Consider the following 20,745-nt stretch of genomic DNA (forward strand, 5'->3'; position numbering starts at 1 on the left):
CGGTCACGGCGTGCCCACCGGTCCGGTAGCCGGCGCGCCGGCGCTCTCGGTCCATGGTGTCTTGGGTGCTGTGGTTTGGGGACTGTGGATGTATTCCTCGGGTACACCGCGCCGCTTGCGCAGCCCGATGGTGACCCGCGAGTCCGCGTCCACGGAGCTGGACACCCCGTCGGCCAGGGCGGTCAGTACTGTCCAGGCGAACGTCTCGATGGACGGAGACTCGCCGTCCAGGCTGAGCACCGTGACCGAGACGTCGATGACACCGGGGGAGAGTTCGAAGGTGCATTCCAGGTCCGAACCGGGAACAGCCGACAGCAGCAACAGCGCGCATGCCTCGTCGACGGCGATCCGCAGGTCTTCGATGTCGTCGAGGGTGAAGTCCGCGCGGGCCGCCAGTGAGGCCGTGGCGGTCCGCAGGACCGACAGGTAGGCACTCGCCGCGGGCAGCGTGAGCTGGACGACGTCTCGCAGCCGTCCACCGGGAACCCCGGTTTTGGGGACACCGCCCTGACCGCTGGCAGTTTCGGTCTTCGGCGTTGTGTCCACGACGCTACCCCCTTGTATGACTTGTGCGCTTGCGTCCCATTTGGCCTCTCAGTCTCCACCTGAGCAGCAGCCGCGTTGGTCGAGGCTCGAGTATCCGTGCTCAGCTCATGCCACGTGAAGACCACCGTACCCAGCGCCGAGGTGTCACCGCAGGTCGGGTGATCAATTCTGAGGGTTGTGAAGGTAATTCCGACTACGTCTCGTCGTCCCGCGGATGATCCCACCCGCCGGCTCCGGCCGGGGCCGGGATCGTGATCCACGACGGGATCATCGTGTGCCACGGCCGGTCCGGCGGATCTTCGTCATCGCAGCCGACCGGACCGGCCTCACTGTGCAGGCCGGAGTCCCTGGGCTACCAGCTGGCCAAAGGCAGCGCGATCATGATCTTTTCGCGCTGCCGGGGCCCGGGTCCCCGGATATCTCCGGATATTGTGAGGGGGCTACGCGGCCTTGGTCTCCCAGAAGATCGTGGAGATCCGGTCGATGAGGTCGAGCAGCTTCTGCCCGTCGGCCGGGTCGACCGAGCCCTTGGCCCCGGCTGCGCCGGCCGCCTTGGTGGCCTGCCAGAACAGGTCGTGGAGTTCGGGGTACTTCTCCAGGTGGTTGGGCTTGAAGTAGTCGGTCCACAGCACCCATAGGTGGTGCTTGACCAGGTCTGCCCGCTCCTCCTTGATGGCCAGGGCACGGGTGCGGAAGGCCGGGTCGTCGTTCCCCTGGAACTTCTCCTGGATCGCCTTCACGGACTGCGCTTCGATCTTCGCCTGGGCCGGGTCGTAGACTCCGCAGGGCAGGTCGCAGTGGGCGCTGACCGTTGTCTTCGGACGTAGGAGGCTCATACCGCCATCCTTTCTCGTCTCGTTGGACGTCTGAGGCAACTCTGGTGGGTGCACATGCTTGTAGGTCGCAAGTCGGGGTACAGCGGGCATGCCCTCAGTGGCCCCGGACGGTGTCGAGGCATGGCTCCACCTTGTGGCAACTTACCCGTGTGAGCCGACATGTTGCCGTGCGGATGGTCTCTGTCAGCGGCCGGTCCATGACGCCGACACTGCGGGACGGGGACGCCTGCGTGGTGCTATGGGGCGTGTTGCCGCGGGTGGGCGACGTGGTTGTCGCACGGCTGCCCGGTCGTGGACTCGGGGTGAAGCGGGCGGCCTTCGTCGAACCGGACGGGTCGTGGTGGCTGCGATCCGACAACGTGACGGCCGGCACCGACAGCGCGACGTTCGGCTCGGTCCCGTCCGAGGACATGCTGGGGCGGGTGGTCGCGCGTTACTGGCCGCGGCCCGCCTGGATCCGCAGGGCCTCATAGTAGGCCGTGCACGCACTGTAGGACGGCAGCAAGCCGGCGGCCTCCGCCTCCTTCAGCGACGGAGCCTGCGCGTCCTTCTCGGACAGCAGCGGAGTCAGGTCCCGTGGCCAGGGCAGTGCCAGATCGGGGTCGAGCGGGTCGACGCCGTGCTCGTGCGAGGGGTTGTAGGGCGTCGAACAGATGTATGAGATCGCCGCGTTATCGGTGAGCGCCATGAAGGAGTGACCGAGTCCCTCGGCGAGGTAGAGGCCCCTGCGGTTCACGTCGTCGAGCAGCACCGCCTGGTGCGTCCCATATGTTGGTGAACCCAGGCGGATGTCGACCACACAGTCGAGAACCTGACCATGGACGCAGGTGACGTACTTGGCCTGACTGGGTGGTACGGCGGCGTAGTGGACGCCGCGTAGCGTCCCGCGCCGGCTCACACTGTGGTTCGCCTGGGCGAGGCTGAGCGGGTGACCGATGACCTTGGTCACGGTCTCGGATCGGAACCACTCCAGAAAGGTGCCCCGGTCGTCGGTGTGCTGGCGGGGGGTGAACACCCATGCGCCGGCTATCGCAAGTTCATGAACCTCCACGAACGCGCACCGTACCCGGTAACGATGCCTCATGGGTGGTTGATGTGTCCGTGGCTGTCAGCAGACACCCGGGTCGCCGCTGATCCATTGGCGTTTCGGCACGCCGAGTGGACTTCGGCGCCTACCTTGGACGCCCGGTGGCGTGCGCATGCTTCAGTCAGAGTCGAGAGGCGTCCGCGGAGGAGGTAGAAGGGCCCGCGTGCCATATTGGACGGCATCCCCGGGCGACCCCCGGCCTTGCCGTCCACGCCTCCCACCCGTCGAGGCATCTCGTCCGAGGGAGTATGTGATGACCGCTACAACCGACCGTTCTGTCAACCAGACCGTTCCCGATGCGCCGGCGCAGGTGCCGTCCGTGCCCCGACCCGCCTTCGAGCCGGGCGGGTCGGAGCCGGCAGCCCGCGACACCGACCCCGTGTTTACCCTGCACAAGGGTGGCAAGATCGGAATCGCACTGACCGTCCCGCTCAACGACCGTGACGACCTGTCGCGTGCCTACACTCCTGGTGTCGCGCGGGTCTGCACGGCCATCGCGGATGAGCCCGGCCTGGCCGACGACTTCACCTGGCGGTCGAACGTCGTCGCGGTGGTGACCGACGGCACCGCGGTGCTGGGGCTCGGCGACATCGGCCCGGCCGCGGCCCTGCCGGTCATGGAGGGCAAGGCGGCGCTGTTCAAGCAGTTCGCCGGAGTCGACGCGGTCCCGATCTGCCTGGACTGCACCGACACCGAGGAGATTGTGGAGACGGTTGCCCGGCTGGCACCCAGTTTCGGTGGCATCAACCTGGAGGACATCTCCGCACCACGGTGCTTCGCCATCGAACGACTGCTGCAGGACCGTCTTGACATCCCCGTCTTCCATGACGACCAGCACGGGACGGCGATCGTGGCGCTCGCCGCGCTGGAGAACGCGGCGCGCCTGACCGGCCGGCGTCTCGGTGATCTGCGCGCCGTGGTCTCCGGCGCGGGTGCCGCGGGCGTGGCGGTGACTCGTATCCTGCTTGCTGCTGGCATCGGCGATATTGCTGTCGGTGACAGCCGCGGAATACTGCACCCGGGCCGTCCCAATCTCACCGCGATCAAGGCTACGGTCGCGGCCGAGACCAACCGGGCCGGTTTCACCGGTTCGATCAACAGCGCTTTGGCCGGGGCGGACGTCTTCCTCGGCCTGTCCTCGGGCAAGGTGCCCGAGGAGGCCGTGGCGTCGATGGCGTCGAACGCGATCGTGTTCGCGATGGCGAATCCCGATCCCGAGGTCGATCCGGAGATTGCGCATTGTTACGCCCGGATCGTCGCCACCGGGCGTAGTGACTACCCGAATCAGATCAACAACGTGTTGGCCTTCCCTGGCGTGTTCCGCGGGGCACTGGACGTGCGCGCGAGCCGGGTAACCGAGTCGATGAAGCTGGCCGCGGCCGATGCGCTCGCCGCCGTGATCGTGGATGAGCTGACCGAGCAGCACATCATCCCGAGCGTTTTCGACGATCGGGTGGCGCCGGCGGTCGCCGCCGCGGTGGCTCGCCAGGCTCATGTCGACGGGGTGGCCCGCCGGTAGCCGCGCCGGGGAGGTGTTCGCGCGGCGGACCCGGAGGCCGAGAATCCGCCCGGCAGGTCCGCCGCCATCCCTGTTGCCGTCGTCCCGGTCAGACCCGACCGCAGCCGGGGCAGCGCCGGTTCTCGGACACCTCCACCAGGGGCCGTAGCGTCCCGCATCCCTTGTAGCTGCAGGAGACGAAGTCCGTCACGGAGACGACGATCGTGTCGCCGTCGGCATGGACGGCCGGCACGGACTCGGCCGCCGGCACGAGGATTTGCTGTCTCCGGCGGAACCACCGGGACGCACCCGAGCTGGGCGCCGGTACCCGCCTGTGTGTCGCCACGTCGAAGAGTGGAGCACAGCTCGGCCCGCCGCGCGATGGAGGCTGTGCACTACACACAGTTTTTCATGTGTGTGTAGTTATTTAGTAGTTCATTTGTTGTTGCTCTGATGGATGTAGATGAGAAAGTATGGCCGTGTCGACCGGTCGGTGCGATCACGGGCGTCATGCCGGCCGCGGCTTTACTGTTGGTTGGTGCTTGCAGTTGCTGTCGTGTCCCAGAATGCCGACGACCCCTTGTCCGGCCTGTACGTCGGTGAGCGGCCCGTCCCCGACGTCCCCGACGGATGGACGACCGTGTCCGTCCGGGCCGCGACACTCAACCATCATGATCTGTTCAGCCTGCGCGGGGTCGGGCTGCCCGCGGACAGGCTGCCGATGATTCTCGGCTGTGACGCGGCCGGGGTGAGCGCGGACGGCGAGGAGGTGATCGTCCATGCTGTCATCGGTGACCCGGCCACCGGCAACGGGGACGAGACCCTCGACCCACGGCGGTCGCTGTTGTCGGAGCGGTACCCCGGGACGCTTGCCGAGACGGTCGCGGTACCGCGGCGCAACCTGGTACCCAAGCCGGCGGCGCTGTCGTTCGAGGAGGCCGCGTGCCTGCCGACCGCGTGGCTGACGGCCTACCGGATGGTCGTCCGCCGGGCCGGCCTGCCGGCTGCCGGTGGTGGGACGCTGCTGGTGCAGGGCGCCGGCGGCGGGGTGTCCACGGCCGCGATCATCCTGGGGAAGGCCGCCGGCCACACCGTTCTTGTCACGTCCAGGGACGCCACCAAGCGGGAGCGGGCGATCAAGATCGGTGCGGACGAGGCGTTCGAGCCCGGGGTGCGGCTGCCGGTCAAGGTCGACGCGGTGATCGAAACCGTGGGGACGGCGACCTGGGAACACTCCATGCGGGCGCTGCGGCCGGGCGGCCGGATCGTCTGCTCGGGCGCGACCAGCGGCGCCAACCCGCCGGCCGAGCTCAACCGGCTCTTCTTCCTGCAGCTGTCCATCATCGGCTCGACCATGGGCACCCGGGATGAGCTGGCTGAGCTCGCGGCCTTCGCCGACCGGGTCGGGGTCCGTCCGATCGTGGACGACGTCCGTCCCCTCGCCGACGCCCGCGCGTCGTTCGCGAAGCTTGCCCACGGCAAGGTCTTCGGCAAGCTCGTCCTCACGGTCTGAACAACCTGTTCAGTCTGTTCAGCCTGTAATTACAAGCTGAACAGACTGAGCTCTCAGTCGTCCGGGTCGTCGAGGCGGGCCAGGTAGGTTGCCAGTTCCTCGACCGCATCCTCGTATTGAGGATGCAGGTCGACGAACGTGCGCAGCTGGTCGGCGAGCCAGTCGAGCGTCACGGACTCCTCACCGCGACGCTGCGAGAGCTCCTCGATACCCCTGTCGGTGAAATACACCGCTTGCTCCGCCTTGTGTCGTGACGAGAAGATCACCCGGTGAACGCGGCCTCGATCAGAGCCGCCTGCTCCTTCTCGTGTACCGAGGAGGAACCGGAGGCGGGCGCGGCCGACGCCTTTCGGGACACCCGGCGCAGCCGCAGACCGGCGGGCAGAGCCTCCGGCAGCTGGATGGCCATGTGCGGGTAGGCGCCCTGGTTGGCGGGCTCTTCCTGCACCCATGCCACGTCGGTGAGGTTCGGGTAGCTCTCGAGTACCTTGCGCAGCTCCTCAACAGGGGTCGGGTAGAGCTGCTCGACCCGGACGAGCGCGGTGTCGGTGATCTGGTTCTTGGTCTGCGCGGCCAGCAGGTCGTAGTAGACCTTCCCGCTGGACAGCAGTATCTTGCGGATGCCTGTGTGGTTACCGACACGGGCATCATCGATTACTGGGAGCCATGAGCCGGACGTCAGATCCTCGACCGTCGACGTCGCCGCCTTCAGCCGTAGCATCGACTTGGGGGTGAAGACGACCAACGGGCGGCGTACGGGCGAGAGTGCCTGCCGGCGCAACAGGTGGAAATAGCTCGCCGGGCTGGACGGGGCCGACACCAGCATGTTGTTCTCGGCGCACAGCGTCAGGAACCGCTCGATCCGCGCCGAGGAGTGATCCGGACCCTGACCCTCGTAGCCGTGCGGAAGCAGCAGGCCGACCGCGCTGCGCTGCCCCCACTTGGCCTCGCCCGCGGCGATGAACTCATCAATGATCGACTGGGCGCCGTTGACGAAGTCGCCGAACTGGGCCTCCCACAGTACGAGCGCTTCCGGACGGGCCACCGAATAGCCGTACTCGAAGCCCATCGCGGCGAACTCGGACAGTAGCGAGTCGTGGACGTAGAAGGTGCCGGCGCCCGGCTCGGTCTCCAGCGACTTCACCGGCGAGTACTCCTCGCCGGTGTGCCGGTCGACCAGGACGGCGTGCCGCTGGCCGAAGGTACCGCGCCGGCTGTCCTGCCCGGCGAGACGGATGGGCCGCCCGTCCAGCAGGATCGATCCGAAGGCGATGGTTTCGGCGCATGCCCAGTCGATCGTCCCGGTGGCCACCATCTGGGCCCGGCGTTCGAGCTGTGGGCGCAGCCTCGGGTGGATTGTGAATCCTGCCGGCAAGGCGGTCTGAGTATCGATGACCTTTTTGACGACGTCCAGTGATACGGCGGTGGACACGGCGGCCGCGGCGGCGGCTTCCGCCGGAGTCGTCACCAGCCGGGGCTGCGCGGGCGGCCGGTCGGTGGTGTCGCGGGTTTCCGCGAACGCCTTTTCCAGCTGCACCGAGTAGTTCTTCATGGCCTGCTCGGCCTCGGCCGGGGTGATGTCGCCGCGACCGATCAATGCTTCGGTGTAGAGCTTGCGCACCGACCGCTTCGTGGCGATGGTGTCGTACATCAGCGGCTGGGTGAACGACGGTTCGTCCATCTCGTTGTGGCCACGCCGCCGGTAGCACACCATGTCGATCACGACGTCCTTGTGGAACGCCTGCCGGAACTCGAAGGCCAGCCGCGCGACGCGCACACACGCCTCGGGGTCGTCCCCGTTGACGTGGAAGATCGGCGCCTGCACCATCCGGGCGACGTCGGTGGCGTACACCGACGACCGGCTGGAGACCGGCGAGGTGGTGAACCCGACCTGGTTGTTGATGACGACGTGCACGGTGCCGCCGGTGCGGTAGCCGCGCAGCTGGGAGAGGTTCAGCGTCTCGGCGACCACGCCCTGGCCGGCGAAGGCGGCATCCCCGTGGATGAGCACGGGCAGGACGGTGAAGCCCTCCGGGCCCTTGTTGAGCAGGTCCTGTTTGGCGCGGGCGACACCTTCCAGCACCGGGTCGACCGCCTCCAGGTGGGAGGGGTTGGACACCAGGGAGAGGGCCACCTCGCGGCCGTCGGGGGCGGTGTAGACGCCCTCGGCGCCGAGGTGGTACTTGACGTCACCGGAGCCGTGCGCGGTCTGCGGGTCGACGTAGCCCTCGAACTCGGCGAAGATCTGCCGGTAGGACTTGCCGATGATGTTCGCCAGGACGTTGAGGCGGCCGCGGTGGGCCATCCCGAAGGCGACCTCGTCCATGCCCGCCTCGGTGGCCCGCTGCAGGACCTCGTCCAGCAGCGGGATTGCCGACTCCGCACCCTCCAGGGAGAAGCGCCGCTGCCCGACATACTTGGTCTGCAGGAAGGACTCGAACGCCTCGGCTGCGCCGAGGCGTTCGAGGACGTGCAGCTGCTCGGCGGGATCGGGACGCTCAGCGGCCCGTTCGACCCGCTGCTGGATCCAGACCCGTTCGTCCGGCTCCTGGATGTGCATGTACTCGATGCCGACCCGGCGACAGTAGGAGTCCCGCAGGACACCCAGGATGTCGCGCAGCGTCATCGTCCGCTGGCGGGCGAAGCCGTCGACGGGGAACTCGCGGTCGAGGTCCCACAGGGTCAGGCCGTGGCTGATGATGTCGAGGTCGGGGTGGCTGCGGATGGCGAACTCGAGGGGGTTGGTGTCGGCCATCAGGTGGCCGCGGACCCGGTAGGCGTGGATCAGTTCCAGCACCCGGGTACCGTGATCGAGATCGCCCTCGTGGGACGAGGTGATGTCGGCAACCCACTGCACCGGCTCGTACGGGACGCGCAGTGAGCGGAAGATCTCCTCGTAGAAGTCGTCCGCGCCGAGCAGCAGCTGGTGTATGCGGCGCAGGTACTCGCCGGACTGCGCGCCCTGGATGATCCGATGGTCGTACGTGCTGGTCAGAGTAATGATCTTTGAGACGGCCAGCTTCGACAGGGTCTCGGGGGAGGCGCCCTGGAACTCGGCCGGGTACTCCATCGCGCCGACCCCGATGATCGTCCCCTGGCCCTGCATCAGGCGTGGCACCGAGTGCACGGTGCCGATACCGCCGGGGTTGGTCAGCGTGATCGTCACGCCGGCGAAGTCATCGGCGGTGATCTTGTTTGTCCGGGCGCGCCGGACGAGATCCTCGTAGGTGAGCCAGAACTGGCTGAAGTCCATCGTCTCGGCCTGCTTGACCGCGACGACCACCAGCTGGCGCGAGGAGCCCTTGACCAGGTCGATGGCGATGCCCAGGTTGACGTGTTCCGGCGTGACCAGGGCCGGCTTGCCGTCGACCTCCGCGTAGGAGAAGTTCATGGCCGGTGCGGCCTGCAGCGCCCTGACCATCGCGTAGCCGATCAGGTGTGTGAACGACACCTTGCCGCCACGGGAACGGGCCAGATGCCGGTTGATGACGATCCGGTTGTCCGCGAGCAGCTTGGCGGGCACCGCACGGACCGAGGTCGCCGTGGGGACGTGCAACGACGTCTCCATGTTCGCGACAACGCGGGCGGCGGCGCCACGCAGCGGTGAGCTCGGGACGCCGCTGGCCGGAGCGGGAGCGACATGGTCGGGAGCCGGCGGGGGTGCGGCCACGGAGATGTTGGCCGCAGGGGACGCCGGCCCGCCGGCGGGGGTGTCGCCGGCCCTGCTGGGAGCCGGTACCGCACCCTCGGCAACGGCGGGCGGGACGGGCACCTTCGCGCCTGGCCGGTCGTTGACACCCTCGGGCTGATAGTCGGAGAGGAACTCGCGCCACTCCGGCGAGACGCTCTCGGGGTCGGCGAGATACTGCTGGTAGATCTCGAATACCAGCCACTCGTTAGGGCCGAAGTCGGGTCCAGACTCGGGTACCGTCGGTGCTGTCACGGGGGCGTTCCCCTCTATCCACCTTCTGTTATGGCCCAGGGTGCGGGCCCTTTCACTGCCGTGTAATCAGGCTACTCGTCACCTTCACCTGAATGCGGCCGAAGGTCGTAGCCCGTGAGCCGGGCCACGGGCGGTGAGGGGCCGTGCTACTCCCAGGGTCCGTCCTGGACGACAGTGCGGACCTGTGTCCCGGATGGCTGTGAGCAGGCTGCCTCGACGTGCCAGGATCATCACGTGGCGGTGTGGCTCGGCGTTGACGTGGGTGGGACCTTCACCGATCTCGTCGCGGTCGGCGGCGACGGCCGTATGATCTTCGAGAAGGTGCCGTCGGTGCCCGCCGACCCGTCCGAGGCGGTGCTCGACGCCGTCCACAGGGTTGGTCCTGCCGGCTCCGGTGAGGGACACGATGTCGTCGAGCGGTTCGCCCACGGCACCACCGTAGCGACGAACGCCCTGCTTGAGCGGCGTGGGGCGCGGACAGCCCTGGTGACCACCCACGGATTCGCCGACGTCATCGAGATCGGCCGCCAGAACCGGCCGGCGCTCTACGACCTCACCCGGGACCGCCCGTCGCCGCTGGTGCCCCGTGAGCTGCGGTACACCGTGATCGAACGTACCGGACCGGGCGGGGTGGTCGTCCCGTTGGACGTCCGCAGCCTGCGTGACGTCATCGCAGCCCTCACCGCGCACGAGGGCCAGAGGCAGCGTGACCATGTTTCCGGCGCGCTGACGGCGGCCCAGGTTTCCGGGGCACCTGAGCGTCTGGCGGCTGTTGCCGTGTGCCTGCTGTTCTCCTTCGCGCATCCCGAACACGAACGTCAGGTCGCCGACGCGCTGCGTGCCGCATTACCAGGCGTGACCGTGGTGGCCTCGCACGAGGTGCTCCCGCAGTTCCGGGAGTACGAGCGGTTCGCCACCACCGTCGCCGACGCCTACCTGACGCCGACGCTGTCGGCCTATCTCAGAGCGCTCGCTCGCCGGTGCGTCGCGGCGGGTCTGCCGTCACCGCTGGTCATGCGCTCCTCCGGGGGAGTGGTGGAGCTCGAGGCCGCAGCCGGCCACGCCGCGGCATGTGTGCTGTCGGGGCCGGCCGCGGGAGTGGTCGGCGCCGCCTATGTCGCGGCCCGCTCGGGCCTGGCCGATCTGCTGACCTTCGACATGGGCGGGACGTCGACGGATGTCGCCCCGGTGCTCGGCGGCCGGGTGCAGACCACGGCCGAGTCGGTGCTCGCCGGCATACCGATCACGTTGCCGACGGTGGACGTCCACTCGGTGAGCGCCGGCGGTGGATCGGTGGCGTGGGTCGACTCCGGTGGAGCGCTGCGTGCCGGGCCCCGTTCGGCCGGAGCCGATCCGGGACCGGCCTGTTACGGCCGTGGAGGCGTCGAGCCGACGGTGACCGACGCGGACCTGGTTCTCGGCTATCTGGCCGATGGGGCGAACCTCGGCGGCGAGGTCACCCTGTCCAGGGCGTCCGCGCACAAGGCGCTGGCCACCCTGGGCGCGATGCTCGGGTCCGGGCCGGACGGCCTGTCGGCGGAGGAAACGGCGGCCGGGGTGGTGGCGGTCGCCGACGCGGAGATGATCCGGGCATTGCGGGTGGTCTCGGTGGAACGCGGCCTTGACCCGCGGGAGCTGACCCTGGTTGCCTTCGGCGGCGCCGGCGGAACGCACGCCTGCGCGTTGGCCGAGGAGCTCGGGATGCGCCGGGTGCTGGTGCCGTTGGCCTGCGGGGTGCTCTCTGCGTTGGGGCTGGCCATCGGCGACGTCCGTCGGGACTACCTCTATCCGCTGCACGGTCTGCTGGCAGAGGTCGATCTGGGCGCCGCCTTCGCCGAGCTGGCCCGGACCGCCCGCGCAAACACCCCCACTGCGGACATTCCCGCACTTGCGACCGAACTCCAGGCGGACTGCCGATATGTGGGCCAGGCACATGAGCTGACGGTTGTGGCTTCCTCCGGTGGCGGGTTGCCGGCTGCTGAGCAGCCCGGCGACGGGGCTGGTAGCGGCGTCGCGGACGGTGACTTTTCCGCCGCGCGGATACGGACGGCCTTCGAGGCCGAGCACCTACGCCGCTACGGGCACACCGCGCACGACCGGGAGGTCGAGGTGGTGGCCGTACGGCTGGTGGCCACGGTGCCGGGCCGGCGACCCGAGTTGCGGGCGCCGGCCGCCGATCCCGCCGCGGTCCGCAGCCGCCGGTCGGTCTACCTGGACGGTTCCTGGCAGGACGTGGACGTTGTGCCCCGCGCCGCGCTGGGAGCAGGCAGCGGCGTGGCGGGGCCGGCCGTCGTCGAGTTCGCCGAGGCGACCTGCCTGATACGCCCCGGCTGGCGCGCCGAGGTGGACGCGGTCGGCTCCCTGCTGCTCATGCGAGCCTGACGGGTGGCTCGGCTAACGGTCGGGCGCGCCTGGCGCGTTCCGGGCGGCTCGGCCCCCTCATCCGCCGGACGACCACCCGGGCCGCCCGGTCGAGAAACTGTCTTACCTGGCGGATCACTGCCATACGGGCTTCACGCTGGTGAATGAGGACGACTGCAACGCATCAGAAACATATGTGTCATATTTCACTGCGACTCTGACGCCCGTGTCGTGTCATCACCAGCCCGTCGGGCGACGATCTGCCAGGGAAAGCTACCCCTGTTCGATGTCCGGGATGGCCGCGCCCCTCGGAGCCTTCTGGGGACTTGGGCCGCCGGCAGCGCGAGAAAAACATGATCGCTCTGCCTTCGGCCCTCCAGGGCTTTCCGATGCCGGGTGCCGCGGGTGGCCCCGGACGTCGCGGTAGCGGCGCTGTCGTGGCACTGCAGCCCGGCAGGGGAAAGGTGGACGGAAAGCACTACCTGCCGTCCACCCCCGAGACGGTCATGTGGGGGCGGCTGCCAACCGCCGACACCCGGCCCGTGCTGAGCGTGGAGTCGGGGGCCACGGTGACGGTCGACACGGTCAGTCAGGAGGGAATCCTCGACGATCAGGGGCGTGACCCGGACGCCTTCTTCGGCGGGTTCGGTGTCCCGGCTCCCGAGGTGCTTGAGGACGCCCGGATGATCGCGTCCTCCGGGATCCCGCACCGGTTCGGGGCGGACAGCCCGCACATGGTGACCGGACCGGTGTTCGTTCGCGGTGCCGAGCCCGGCGATGTGCTGCGGGTGGACGTCGTTTCGCTGCATCCGCGGGCCAGGTACGGGGTGGTGTCGACCCGTCACGGTGCGGGGCTGCTTGCCGGAGAGTTTCCCGAAAACGACCCTCCCGGCCCGGATGCGAACGCCCGCAACTGGACGTCCTTCCGGACGACGAGCAGCTTCTGCGCCGTCGAACGGCGTCGGGGCAGGCTCTTCGGCACACTGGGGGGAACCGGGAGGCGGAAGGTGCGTTTTCCGCTGTCGCCGTTCATGGGGATCATGTCGGTTGCCCTCGACGGCCCCGGCCCGCTCCGTTCGACCTCGGTCGGGACGCATGGCGGAGCCCTCGACTGCGGGGAACTGGGTGTCGGTGCCCGGCTGTTTCTCCCGGTACGGGTCCCCGGCGCACTGTTTGCTGTTGGTGACCCACATTATTCCCTGGGTGACGGAAAGGTCGCGATGGTCGCCCTGGAAGGGCCCCTGCGGGCGACGTTCCGCCTGACCGTCCTGAAGGAACCCGCCGCCCGGGCCGCTCTCGGGACGCTACGCGAACCCTTTGTCGAAACCGACACCCACTGGGTTCCGCTGGGGGCACATGCCGATCTCGCCGATGCCGTCCGCCATACCACGCGGTCGGCGGTGGTCTTCCTGTCCACCCGGTTGGGGATGGACCGGGCGGACGCTCTCGCCTACCTGTCCGCGGCGGCTGCCTTCGGTATCGGCCGGTCGGCCGGCGACCTGCAGACCGTGTACTGCCGGATCCGCCGGGCGGACTTCGGGGAGCCGGCCGCTGCCAAACCCCGGCTGGTACGCCCCGGATTCGGGCGGGTCGCCCCCACGTCCACCCCGGCGACCGATCTCACTCCCGCGGCCGATCGCCGCGAGGAGCCGGTGAGCGCAGATGAGGCACACGAGCGTCCGGACGCACCGGACCCAGCGCTGGAAGGTGTATCGGACGTACCGGAGCCGGCGCCGGATGCACGTGCCGTCGATACGCCTGGCGAGGTCGTGATGGACGTGGGCAGCCGCGGGGAGAAGAGCCCGCCGGAGTAGCCGCGGCGGTTGTCTGTTGGTGGCGTGCGATCGTCGAAGACGATTGCGCGGGCTCCCGGACGGCGGCCCGCCACAGAGCTCGGGCCCCGTGCCACGCCGGGGAGGCGTTACACGGGGAAAGCCGGTCAGCCGGGTGCGATCTGGTCGGCCGGCGGTGCGGTGATGCGCGCGGGTACGCCGAAGTCCGAGTAGGTCACCGTCCGGACGATCTCACTGCGTCCCGCGCCGTTGTCGGAGCCGGCGCTGGCGACGGTGACGCGGAGCTGGCGGACGAGACCCTCGGCGTCGATCCATGCCTCGGTCGGTTGGATCGCCGTCCCCAGGGTGCCCTTGTAGTACTCGACCGTCGTGGCGCTGATGTTTCCCTGGGCAGCGGCTGCGTCCAGGTTCACGGACAACGTGTAATGGGTGGTCGTGACGCCGTCGATCGCTTCCTGGCCGACGGTGGTCACCGGGGTCGAGGCCCCGCTGAGGAATCCGACCCGCAGTGCGACGGCGTCGCCGGCCCCGGGCTGGGTGGTTGTTCCCGGGCCGGGTGTCACCGAGTTGTTGCCACCGGCGCCTGGGACGACACGGGTCCAGCGGGTGGAGTTCGGCGCATCGGCGGGCGGGACCCTGCGCTGGTAGAGGTCGGGGCCGATGAGCAGGATCTCGCTCCTGCCCCCGCCGGCCACGTCACGCACGGTCTGGCTGGTGCTGTTGGCGAAGTCGACCGTGCCGGTACCGCTGATGGAGACGATCTGTTTACGTCCGGACGCGGACGCGAAGCTCGCCTGATCGTTGAAGCGGATTCGTGCCGTCCCCCGCGTGATGGTCGCGTGGTAGGCGTCGGCAAGGGGCGCGGGCACCCCACTGGCCTCGGTGGGTGCGATGCCGGTGGGGATCGCGGCCGGTGGGGGCGTGGGGGAGTCGGACGAACAGCCGGCTGCGCCGGCCAGCACCAGGCCTGGCACAAGTAGCACGACAGCGGATACCGTGACCCGCGCAACGGTCTTGAGGGTCATCGCCGTCCGTCCTTCCCGACTGCCTGTACCGGCCGGCCCGGCTTGCGTCGCGTACCGGCCGACGCGAGCCGGGCCGCTAGAAGCGCCGGAAGATGAGCGCGCGCTTGACCTCCGCAATGGCCTTGGTGACCTGGATCCCACGCGGGCACGCGTTCGAGCAGTTGAACGTCGTCCGGCAGCGCCAGACGCCTTCGCGCTCGTTGAGAATTTCCAGGCGTTCGTCGCTGGCGGCGTCCCGGCTGTCGAAGATGAAGCGGTGCGCGGCCACGATCGCGGCCGGTCCGAAGTAGTCGCCGTCATTCCAGAAGACCGGGCACGACGTGGTGCAGGCCGCGCACATGATGCACTTGGTGGTGTCGTCGAAGCGTTCCCGGTCGGCGGCGGACTGCAGCCGCTCCCGGGTCGGTTCGTGTCCCTCGGGAATGAGATAGGGCTTGACCGCCCGGAAGGCGTCGAAGAACGGCTCCATGTCGACGATGAGATCCTTCTCGACCGGAAGTCCCTTGATGGGTTCGATCGAGATTTCCGAGCCGAGGTCCTTGACCAGCACCTTGCAGGCGAGCCGGTTCGCGCCGTTGATCCGCATGGCGTCCGAGCCGCACACGCCGTGCGCGCATGACCGCCGGAAGGACAGCGACCCGTCGAGATTCCATTTCACGTAGTGCAGGGCGTCCAGCAGCCGGTCACTGGGGTCGAACGGGACCGAGTAGCTCTCCCAGTGCGCTTCGTTGCTCACCTCGGGGTTGAAGCGCCTGATCTTCAGCGTGACGGTCCGTCCACCCGAGGTGTTGGAGCTGGCGTCGGCCGGTACGGTGGTTGATAGATCGTCGGTGACAGTCACGCCGGACCTTTCTCACATCGGACCCGCAACGCGGGTCAGCAAATCATAGACCGCGCCGCGAGTGCCCCGAACGTCGAAGCCTCGCACCCCGGACCCGAAAAGGATTTGTGTCAGGGATCGTGGCCGCGGTCCGAGGGAGCCGGAGCGCGCTGGTGCAGGTATGGGTGATCTCATCGGTCACGGCTCTTACGACGTCTTCTTACGTTTTCTCACGGCGTCGTGGAGCGGCGCGAAACCGGGTGGCCGCTATGGGCGGGGATCCTCGATACCGGGCAGGGTCCCCGCGGGTCCGCCGGCCACCCGGGCCACGCGGTCAGTACTTGCGCTCCATGGGCTGGTAACGGGTCATGGCCACGGGCTTGTAGTCCAGCCGGATCTCCGCGTCGGGTGCGGCGGCGGCCAGCGGCCCGGAGCGGTAGGCCATGGTATGACGCAGGAAGTTCACGTCGTCACGGTTGGGATAGTCCTCGCGGGAGTGCCCCCCGCGGGACTCGTTGCGGGCCAGCGCGCTGGTGACCAGGCATTCGGCGAGGTCGAGCAGGAAGCCCAGCTCGACCGCTTCCAGGAGTTCGGTGTTGTAACGGCGGCCCCGGTCGATGACGCCGACATGCTGGTATCGGGCTTTCAACCCGGCGATGTCGCCGACCGCCTGCTTCAGCGTCGCCTCGGTGCGGTACACCGACGCGTTGACGTCCATTGTTTCCTGAAGCTCGCGGCGGATCGCCGCCACGTTCTGGGATCCGGCGCCGTCGCGAAGGCGGGTGAGCAGTCCCTCGACGAAATCGGCCGGGTTGTCCGGGAGTTCGGCATGGGCGGGAACCTCCACCGCGTGCTGCGCCGCGGCGATTCCGGCCCGGCGGCCGAAGACGTTGATGTCCAGCAGCGAGTTGGTGCCGAGCCGGTTCGCGCCGTGCACGGAGACGCATGCCACCTCGCCCGCGGCGTAAAGGCCCGGGACGATGTCGGTGTTGTTTCGCAGGACCTCGGCGTTGATGTTCGTCGGGACGCCGCCCATGGCGTAGTGGGCGGTCGGCTGGATCGGGATCGGGTCCGTGTAGGGCTCGATGCCCAGGTAGGTACGGGCGAACTCGGTGATGTCCGGGAGTTTTGCATCGAGTTGTTCCGGGGGCAGGTGCGTCAGGTCGAGGTAGACGTGGTCGCCGTCGGTGCCACAGCCGCGGCCGGCGCGGATTTCGGTGTAGATGGCCCGGGCCACCATGTCTCGGGGGGCGAGGTCCTTGATGGTCGGCGCATAGCGCTCCATGAAGCGCTCGCCGTCCCGGTTACGCAGGATTCCGCCTTCACCGCGGGCGCCCTCGGTGAGCAGGATGCCCATTTTCCAGATACCGGTCGGGTGGAACTGGTAGAATTCCATGTCCTCCAGGGGCAGTCCCCGCCGGAAGATGATGCCCATGCCGTCACCGGTCAGCGTGTGCGCGTTCGAGGTGACCTTGAAGACCTTGCCGAAACCACCGGTGGCGAATACCACCGACTTGGCTCGGAAGACGTGTACTTCGCCGGTGGCCAGTTCGTAGGCGACCACGCCGGCGGCGATACCCTCGCTGATCAGCAGGTCCAGCACGTAGAACTCGTTGTAGAACTCGATTTCGTGCTTGACGCACTGCTGGTAGAGAGTCTGCAGGATCATGTGGCCGGTGCGGTCGGCGGCATAGCACGAGCGGCGGACGGGTGCCTTGCCGTGGTCACGGGTGTGGCCGCCGAACCGCCGCTGGTCGATGCGGCCTTCGGGGGTCCGGTTGAACGGCAGGCCCATCTTCTCCAGGTCGAGGACCGCGTCGATGGCCTCCTTGCACATGACCTCGGCGGCATCCTGATCTACGAGATAGTCACCGCCCTTGATCGTGTCAAAGGTGTGCCATTCCCAGTTGTCCTCCTCGACGTTGGCCAGGGCCGCGCACATACCGCCCTGGGCCGCGCCGGTGTGGGAGCGGGTGGGATACAGCTTGGTCAGCACGGCGGTGCGACACCGCTTGCCGGATTCGAGTGCCGCGCGCATACCCGCGCCGCCGGCACCCACGATGACCGTGTCGTACTTGTGAATCTGCACCGCTTGGACCTCCGCCTTCCCAGGCGCTATCAGGAGATGTTCGGGTCGAAGGTGAAGATGACCAGTGCTCCCAGAGTGACCACCAGGGACGTCGACACGTACAGCAACATCTTCAGGTAGAACCGGGTCTGTGGCCGCTCAGCGTAGTCGTTGATGACGGTTCGCAGGCCGTTAGTCCCATGCAGTTCGGCGAGAACGAGCATGAGCAGGTCCCAGGTTCGCCAGAACGGCGAGGCCCAGCGGCCAGCGACGAAGCCGAAGCCGATCCGCTGCACACCGCCATCAAGAATGTTCATGATGAACAGATGGCCGAGTACCAGGAAGACCAGCAGGATCCCGGAGACGCGCATGAACAGCCAGGCGTAGAGCTCGAAGTTCGTTCGCGCCTTCGAGCTTGTGGGCCGGCGTCGTGGGCTGCGCGGAGCCTCGATGACCGGGGCGGGCGCGCCGTCGATCGTTGTCGCCATCAGGACGCGCTCCCGAACAGGGTCTCGATCGTATGTTTGATCATGTAGTAGGTGCCGGGGACGACCAGGATGACCCACATCACGATCTCGGTGTACAGCATCTGGCGCTGGAAGCGAGGACCGGATCCCCAGAAGTCGATCAGTATGATCCGGATCCCGTTGAGCGCGTGGAAGAGGACCGCCGCTACAAGTCCCACCTCCATCAGGTTCACGATCGGGTTCTTGTATGTCGCGATCACGGTGTCATAGGACGACGGGGACACCCGTACAAGCGCGGTGTCCAAGACGTGGGCGAACAGGAAGAAAAAGATCAGTACGCCTGTGATCCTGTGGGCAACCCAGGACCACATACCCTCGCGGCCGCGGTAGAGCGTGCCCGCTGGTGCCTTCGGCACTGAAAGCTCCTCCGGACCGGCCTTCCGACAGGCTGGTCCTGATGATCCGTCCGATGACTCACAGTGACCTGTTTGGCATCAAGGTGATGCGGCTGTCATGGAATCCGCCAGTTCACGACCGAGGTCTGGAAGGTCACGCTCGAACCGATGGTCCGGGCAATGATCTGACGGGCAGGCAGCTCGCGTCACCGAGGAACCAAGGCACCCGGAGACATCATGTGGACGACGGTTTGTGTGCACCCGATGCTAGTGCTGGCCTCCTGGCGGGGCATGCCAGCTTCCGTGACACTTAGGTGAGGTATGTCACAGATAGTGATCGTCTTCATTGTGTGACGAAGCGCTCCGAAGGGCAGGAGCGCCCGGTACCAGGGACACGGCGCCCGCGGCATCAGGGTCCCGCGGGTGGCGCGGGAGTAACCGATGTCGTCGGAGCCGCGGTCGTCGGCTCGACCGGTGTCGGCGAGATCGTCGGAGCCGGGGTGGTCGGGCTCGCGCCCACCTGTGTCGGTGAGGGGCTCATGGTTACCGCCTTGGTCGCGGTCGGTATCGGCGCGGCAGGTGTGCTCACTATGGAAGGTGATGGTGAGCGCGCGGCGGGGAACTTGTCCACGCTGGGAGGAACCTTCAGGCCAGAAGCGAGTGCGGAGGAGTTGATGCTGCTCCGCCCGGCGATCGTGCTTGCCGGCGGGCTGCCGTCCCCGCTGGGTTGTAACTGTGAATCACTGTTGGGCCCCGAGCCGAGCAGCACGCTCAGCATGATCGCCACGCCTACGATCACGGCCGCGGCCACAGCTATGATCACACCGTGTCGCAGGGGAGGTCCGTCACCCTGCCGGGTGGTTGACGGTCGCCTGCTCTCCAGGCGATCATGAGTTGTGCTGTTGCCGGGCGGACCACCCACGACACCGCCGGCGACCGGTAGCAGACCGTCATCGGGATCAGCCTGGCCGTCGGTGCCGTATCCACCGAAGTCGAACGGGGGCGGGGCGAGCCGGCCGCCTGCCAGGGTGGTCGCTCCCGAGGCACCCGGGAGCGGGGTGCGCTCGGACCGCGTCCCGACTGCTACAGCGGTCACCGGCTCCTCGAGGTGGCCGGAACCCTCTCGGTATGCAGACTGCCCCGGGCCGGGAGCCATCCGCTCGGTGCCCAGCTCACCTGCGCCCGTCGCGGCGGCGGCCACCCTGTTGGCAATCATCGTTCCGGTTTCGGTCGGCTCGTCGGCCACACCCACACCCCTGGACGCGCCACCTGCCGATCTGCTGCCCACCGATCCGCCACCCGTGGTCGCACCGTCCGCCGACGGGTCCACAGTTGCCGGGTCCGCCGTGGTTACGCCGGTGGCAGTGGGGCTGATCGGGGACCCGTGGGTGTCCGGGTCCCCGCCGGATGCCGGATCGTTGCCGACGTACTCCAGGACGCCCGCACCAGGCTTGGGGTTGGGGTTCTCGCTCGCGTCCACGCCCGGTTTCGGTTGGGAGCCGGTGACCGACGTCGGTACCGGCGCCACCCCGTGCGCGATAGGGAGCAGGCGCCGGCGTACCTCGACCACGTCCGGCCTGGCCTCAGCCGGACGGTCGAGCAGGTCGGTGAGCAGGCCGCGCAGGGGGCCGGCGAGCCGGAACGGACGCCTGCGTCCCTCCACCACCGCGGTGAGGACGGCGTAGGTCTCCGGCCCTTCGAACGGTGGCTGCCCCTCCACCGCCGCATACAACGTGGCACCCAGCCCCCACAGGTCGCTCGCGGGGCTGCCGGAGGAGCCGCGAACCCGTTCCGGGGCGATGTAGGCGGGGGAACCGACAAGTGCGCCCGTTCCGGTGAGGGTCGAGTCGCCGTCCGTGGCCGCAATGCCGAAGTCGGTCAGCCGGACGTGGCCGTCCCGGCCGAGCAGCACGTTCCCGGGCTTGACGTCGCGGTGCAGCACACCCGCGGAGTGGGCGGCGGCGAGCGCCTCGGTGAGCGTCAGCCCGATGGCCGCCACCTGCTCCGGTGGCAGCGGCCCCTCGGCGCGGATGACCTCGCCGAGGCTGTCGGCGTCCACCAGTTCCATGACGATCCAGTGGCGCTCGGCCTCTTCGACCACGTCGTAGACGGAGACGATCGCCGGACTGTTGAGACGGGCAAGGGCGCGGGCCTCACGCAGCACCCGTGCTCGCAGCCCGTCACGTTCAACCTGCGAGCCGGCATGCGGAATGAGAATTTCCTTGACCGCGACAGGGCGTTGGAGAAGTTCGTCCTCACCACACCAGACGACACCGGCGCCACCTCGACCGATAGGAGTATCCAAGCGATAACGCTGAGATACATATCGGGGTGTGTTGTGACGCGAGGAGTCTCCGGGCGGGCGCGCCGATCTGGCCATCACCGTCAAGTCT

Annotated in this window: 17 protein-coding genes; 5 read left to right on the forward strand and 12 right to left on the reverse strand. The window is 68.2% G+C overall.

The annotated features are described in order from the left end of the window. Positions 1-3: 3 nt before the first annotated feature. Positions 4-546, reverse strand: a complete 543-nt coding sequence (locus CV1CTNOD_RS04910) for an anti-sigma factor (protein ID WP_131784965.1) — start codon at positions 544-546, stop codon at positions 4-6. 440 nt (positions 547-986) lie between these two features. Next, positions 987-1,382, reverse strand: a complete 396-nt coding sequence (sodN, locus tag CV1CTNOD_RS04915) for a superoxide dismutase, Ni (protein WP_131765551.1) — start codon at positions 1,380-1,382, stop codon at positions 987-989. 149 nt (positions 1,383-1,531) lie between these two features. Here sodN and CV1CTNOD_RS04920 point away from each other — a divergent pair, with 149 nt between their 5' ends. Continuing rightward, a complete protein-coding gene (locus tag CV1CTNOD_RS04920; RefSeq protein ID WP_131765552.1) occupies positions 1,532-1,855 on the forward strand; it encodes a S24/S26 family peptidase in 324 nt (107 codons plus the stop codon). Here CV1CTNOD_RS04920 and rfbC read toward each other — a convergent pair. Further along, positions 1,816-2,466 carry a dTDP-4-dehydrorhamnose 3,5-epimerase gene (gene rfbC / locus CV1CTNOD_RS04925; RefSeq protein WP_431607069.1) on the reverse strand — a complete coding sequence of 217 codons (651 nt, stop codon included), beginning with the start codon at positions 2,464-2,466 and terminating at the stop codon, positions 1,816-1,818. The genes CV1CTNOD_RS04920 and rfbC overlap by 40 nt on opposite strands. Before the next feature lie 256 nt (positions 2,467-2,722). Here rfbC and CV1CTNOD_RS04930 point away from each other — a divergent pair, with 256 nt between their 5' ends. Then, positions 2,723-3,988 (forward strand): NAD(P)-dependent malic enzyme, encoded by a 1,266-nt coding sequence (locus tag CV1CTNOD_RS04930; RefSeq protein ID WP_131784967.1) that lies wholly within the window; start codon positions 2,723-2,725, stop codon positions 3,986-3,988. Between the two features lie 88 nt (positions 3,989-4,076). Here the strand turns inward: CV1CTNOD_RS04930 and CV1CTNOD_RS24415 are convergent, their stop codons facing one another. Then, on the reverse strand, positions 4,077-4,313 hold the full coding sequence (locus CV1CTNOD_RS24415) for a hypothetical protein (protein ID WP_207386201.1): 237 nt from the start codon (positions 4,311-4,313) through the stop codon (positions 4,077-4,079). A gap of 192 nt (positions 4,314-4,505) precedes the next feature. Between CV1CTNOD_RS24415 and CV1CTNOD_RS04935 the strand changes: the two genes are divergently transcribed. Continuing rightward, positions 4,506-5,480, forward strand: a complete 975-nt coding sequence (locus CV1CTNOD_RS04935; protein WP_131784968.1) for a zinc-binding dehydrogenase — start codon at positions 4,506-4,508, stop codon at positions 5,478-5,480. Between the two features lie 53 nt (positions 5,481-5,533). Here the strand turns inward: CV1CTNOD_RS04935 and CV1CTNOD_RS24420 are convergent, their stop codons facing one another. After that, entirely contained in the window at positions 5,534-5,710 is a 177-nt protein-coding gene (locus CV1CTNOD_RS24420; protein WP_165034774.1) for a DUF6104 family protein, read from the reverse strand. A 32-nt stretch (positions 5,711-5,742) separates the two neighbouring features. After that, positions 5,743-9,423: a multifunctional oxoglutarate decarboxylase/oxoglutarate dehydrogenase thiamine pyrophosphate-binding subunit/dihydrolipoyllysine-residue succinyltransferase subunit gene (locus CV1CTNOD_RS04940; RefSeq protein ID WP_131784969.1), complete on the reverse strand. Its 3,681-nt coding sequence runs from the start codon at positions 9,421-9,423 to the stop codon at positions 5,743-5,745. Positions 9,424-9,657: 234 nt separating this feature from the next. Between CV1CTNOD_RS04940 and CV1CTNOD_RS04945 the strand changes: the two genes are divergently transcribed. Together CV1CTNOD_RS04945 and CV1CTNOD_RS04950 are read left to right on the forward strand one after the other, a co-directional pair. After that, complete coding sequence (locus CV1CTNOD_RS04945; RefSeq protein ID WP_131785028.1) at positions 9,658-11,805, forward strand: hydantoinase/oxoprolinase family protein; 2,148 nt, start codon at positions 9,658-9,660, stop codon at positions 11,803-11,805. A gap of 416 nt (positions 11,806-12,221) precedes the next feature. After that, positions 12,222-13,598 carry an acetamidase/formamidase family protein gene (locus CV1CTNOD_RS04950; RefSeq protein WP_131785029.1) on the forward strand — a complete coding sequence of 459 codons (1,377 nt, stop codon included), beginning with the start codon at positions 12,222-12,224 and terminating at the stop codon, positions 13,596-13,598. A gap of 125 nt (positions 13,599-13,723) precedes the next feature. Here CV1CTNOD_RS04950 and CV1CTNOD_RS04955 read toward each other — a convergent pair whose 3' ends face one another. The 6 genes from CV1CTNOD_RS04955 to CV1CTNOD_RS26300 form a co-directional block, all read right to left on the reverse strand. Further along, a complete protein-coding gene (locus tag CV1CTNOD_RS04955; RefSeq protein ID WP_131784970.1) occupies positions 13,724-14,602 on the reverse strand; it encodes an LppX_LprAFG lipoprotein in 879 nt (292 codons plus the stop codon). A 76-nt stretch (positions 14,603-14,678) separates the two neighbouring features. Then, complete coding sequence (locus CV1CTNOD_RS04960; protein WP_131765558.1) at positions 14,679-15,443, reverse strand: succinate dehydrogenase iron-sulfur subunit; 765 nt, start codon at positions 15,441-15,443, stop codon at positions 14,679-14,681. A 313-nt stretch (positions 15,444-15,756) separates the two neighbouring features. Further along, the gene (sdhA, locus tag CV1CTNOD_RS04965; protein ID WP_131784971.1) at positions 15,757-17,511 is read right to left on the reverse strand and encodes a succinate dehydrogenase flavoprotein subunit; all 1,755 of its coding nucleotides are present in this window, start codon (positions 17,509-17,511) and stop codon (positions 15,757-15,759) included. A gap of 29 nt (positions 17,512-17,540) precedes the next feature. Beyond that, positions 17,541-17,978, reverse strand: a complete 438-nt coding sequence (locus CV1CTNOD_RS04970; protein WP_131765560.1) for a succinate dehydrogenase hydrophobic membrane anchor subunit — start codon at positions 17,976-17,978, stop codon at positions 17,541-17,543. Next, on the reverse strand, positions 17,978-18,373 hold the full coding sequence (gene sdhC, locus CV1CTNOD_RS04975) for a succinate dehydrogenase, cytochrome b556 subunit (RefSeq protein ID WP_131784972.1): 396 nt from the start codon (positions 18,371-18,373) through the stop codon (positions 17,978-17,980). Before sdhC ends, CV1CTNOD_RS04970 begins: the two co-directional genes overlap by 1 nt. Before the next feature lie 388 nt (positions 18,374-18,761). Further along, complete coding sequence (locus CV1CTNOD_RS26300) at positions 18,762-20,732, reverse strand: protein kinase domain-containing protein (protein ID WP_431607070.1); 1,971 nt, start codon at positions 20,730-20,732, stop codon at positions 18,762-18,764. Positions 20,733-20,745: the final 13 nt, after the last annotated feature.

The sequence above is a fragment of the Protofrankia symbiont of Coriaria ruscifolia genome, from assembly GCF_900634745.1.
Classification (GTDB): Bacteria; Actinomycetota; Actinomycetes; order Frankiales; family Frankiaceae; genus Protofrankia; species Protofrankia californiensis.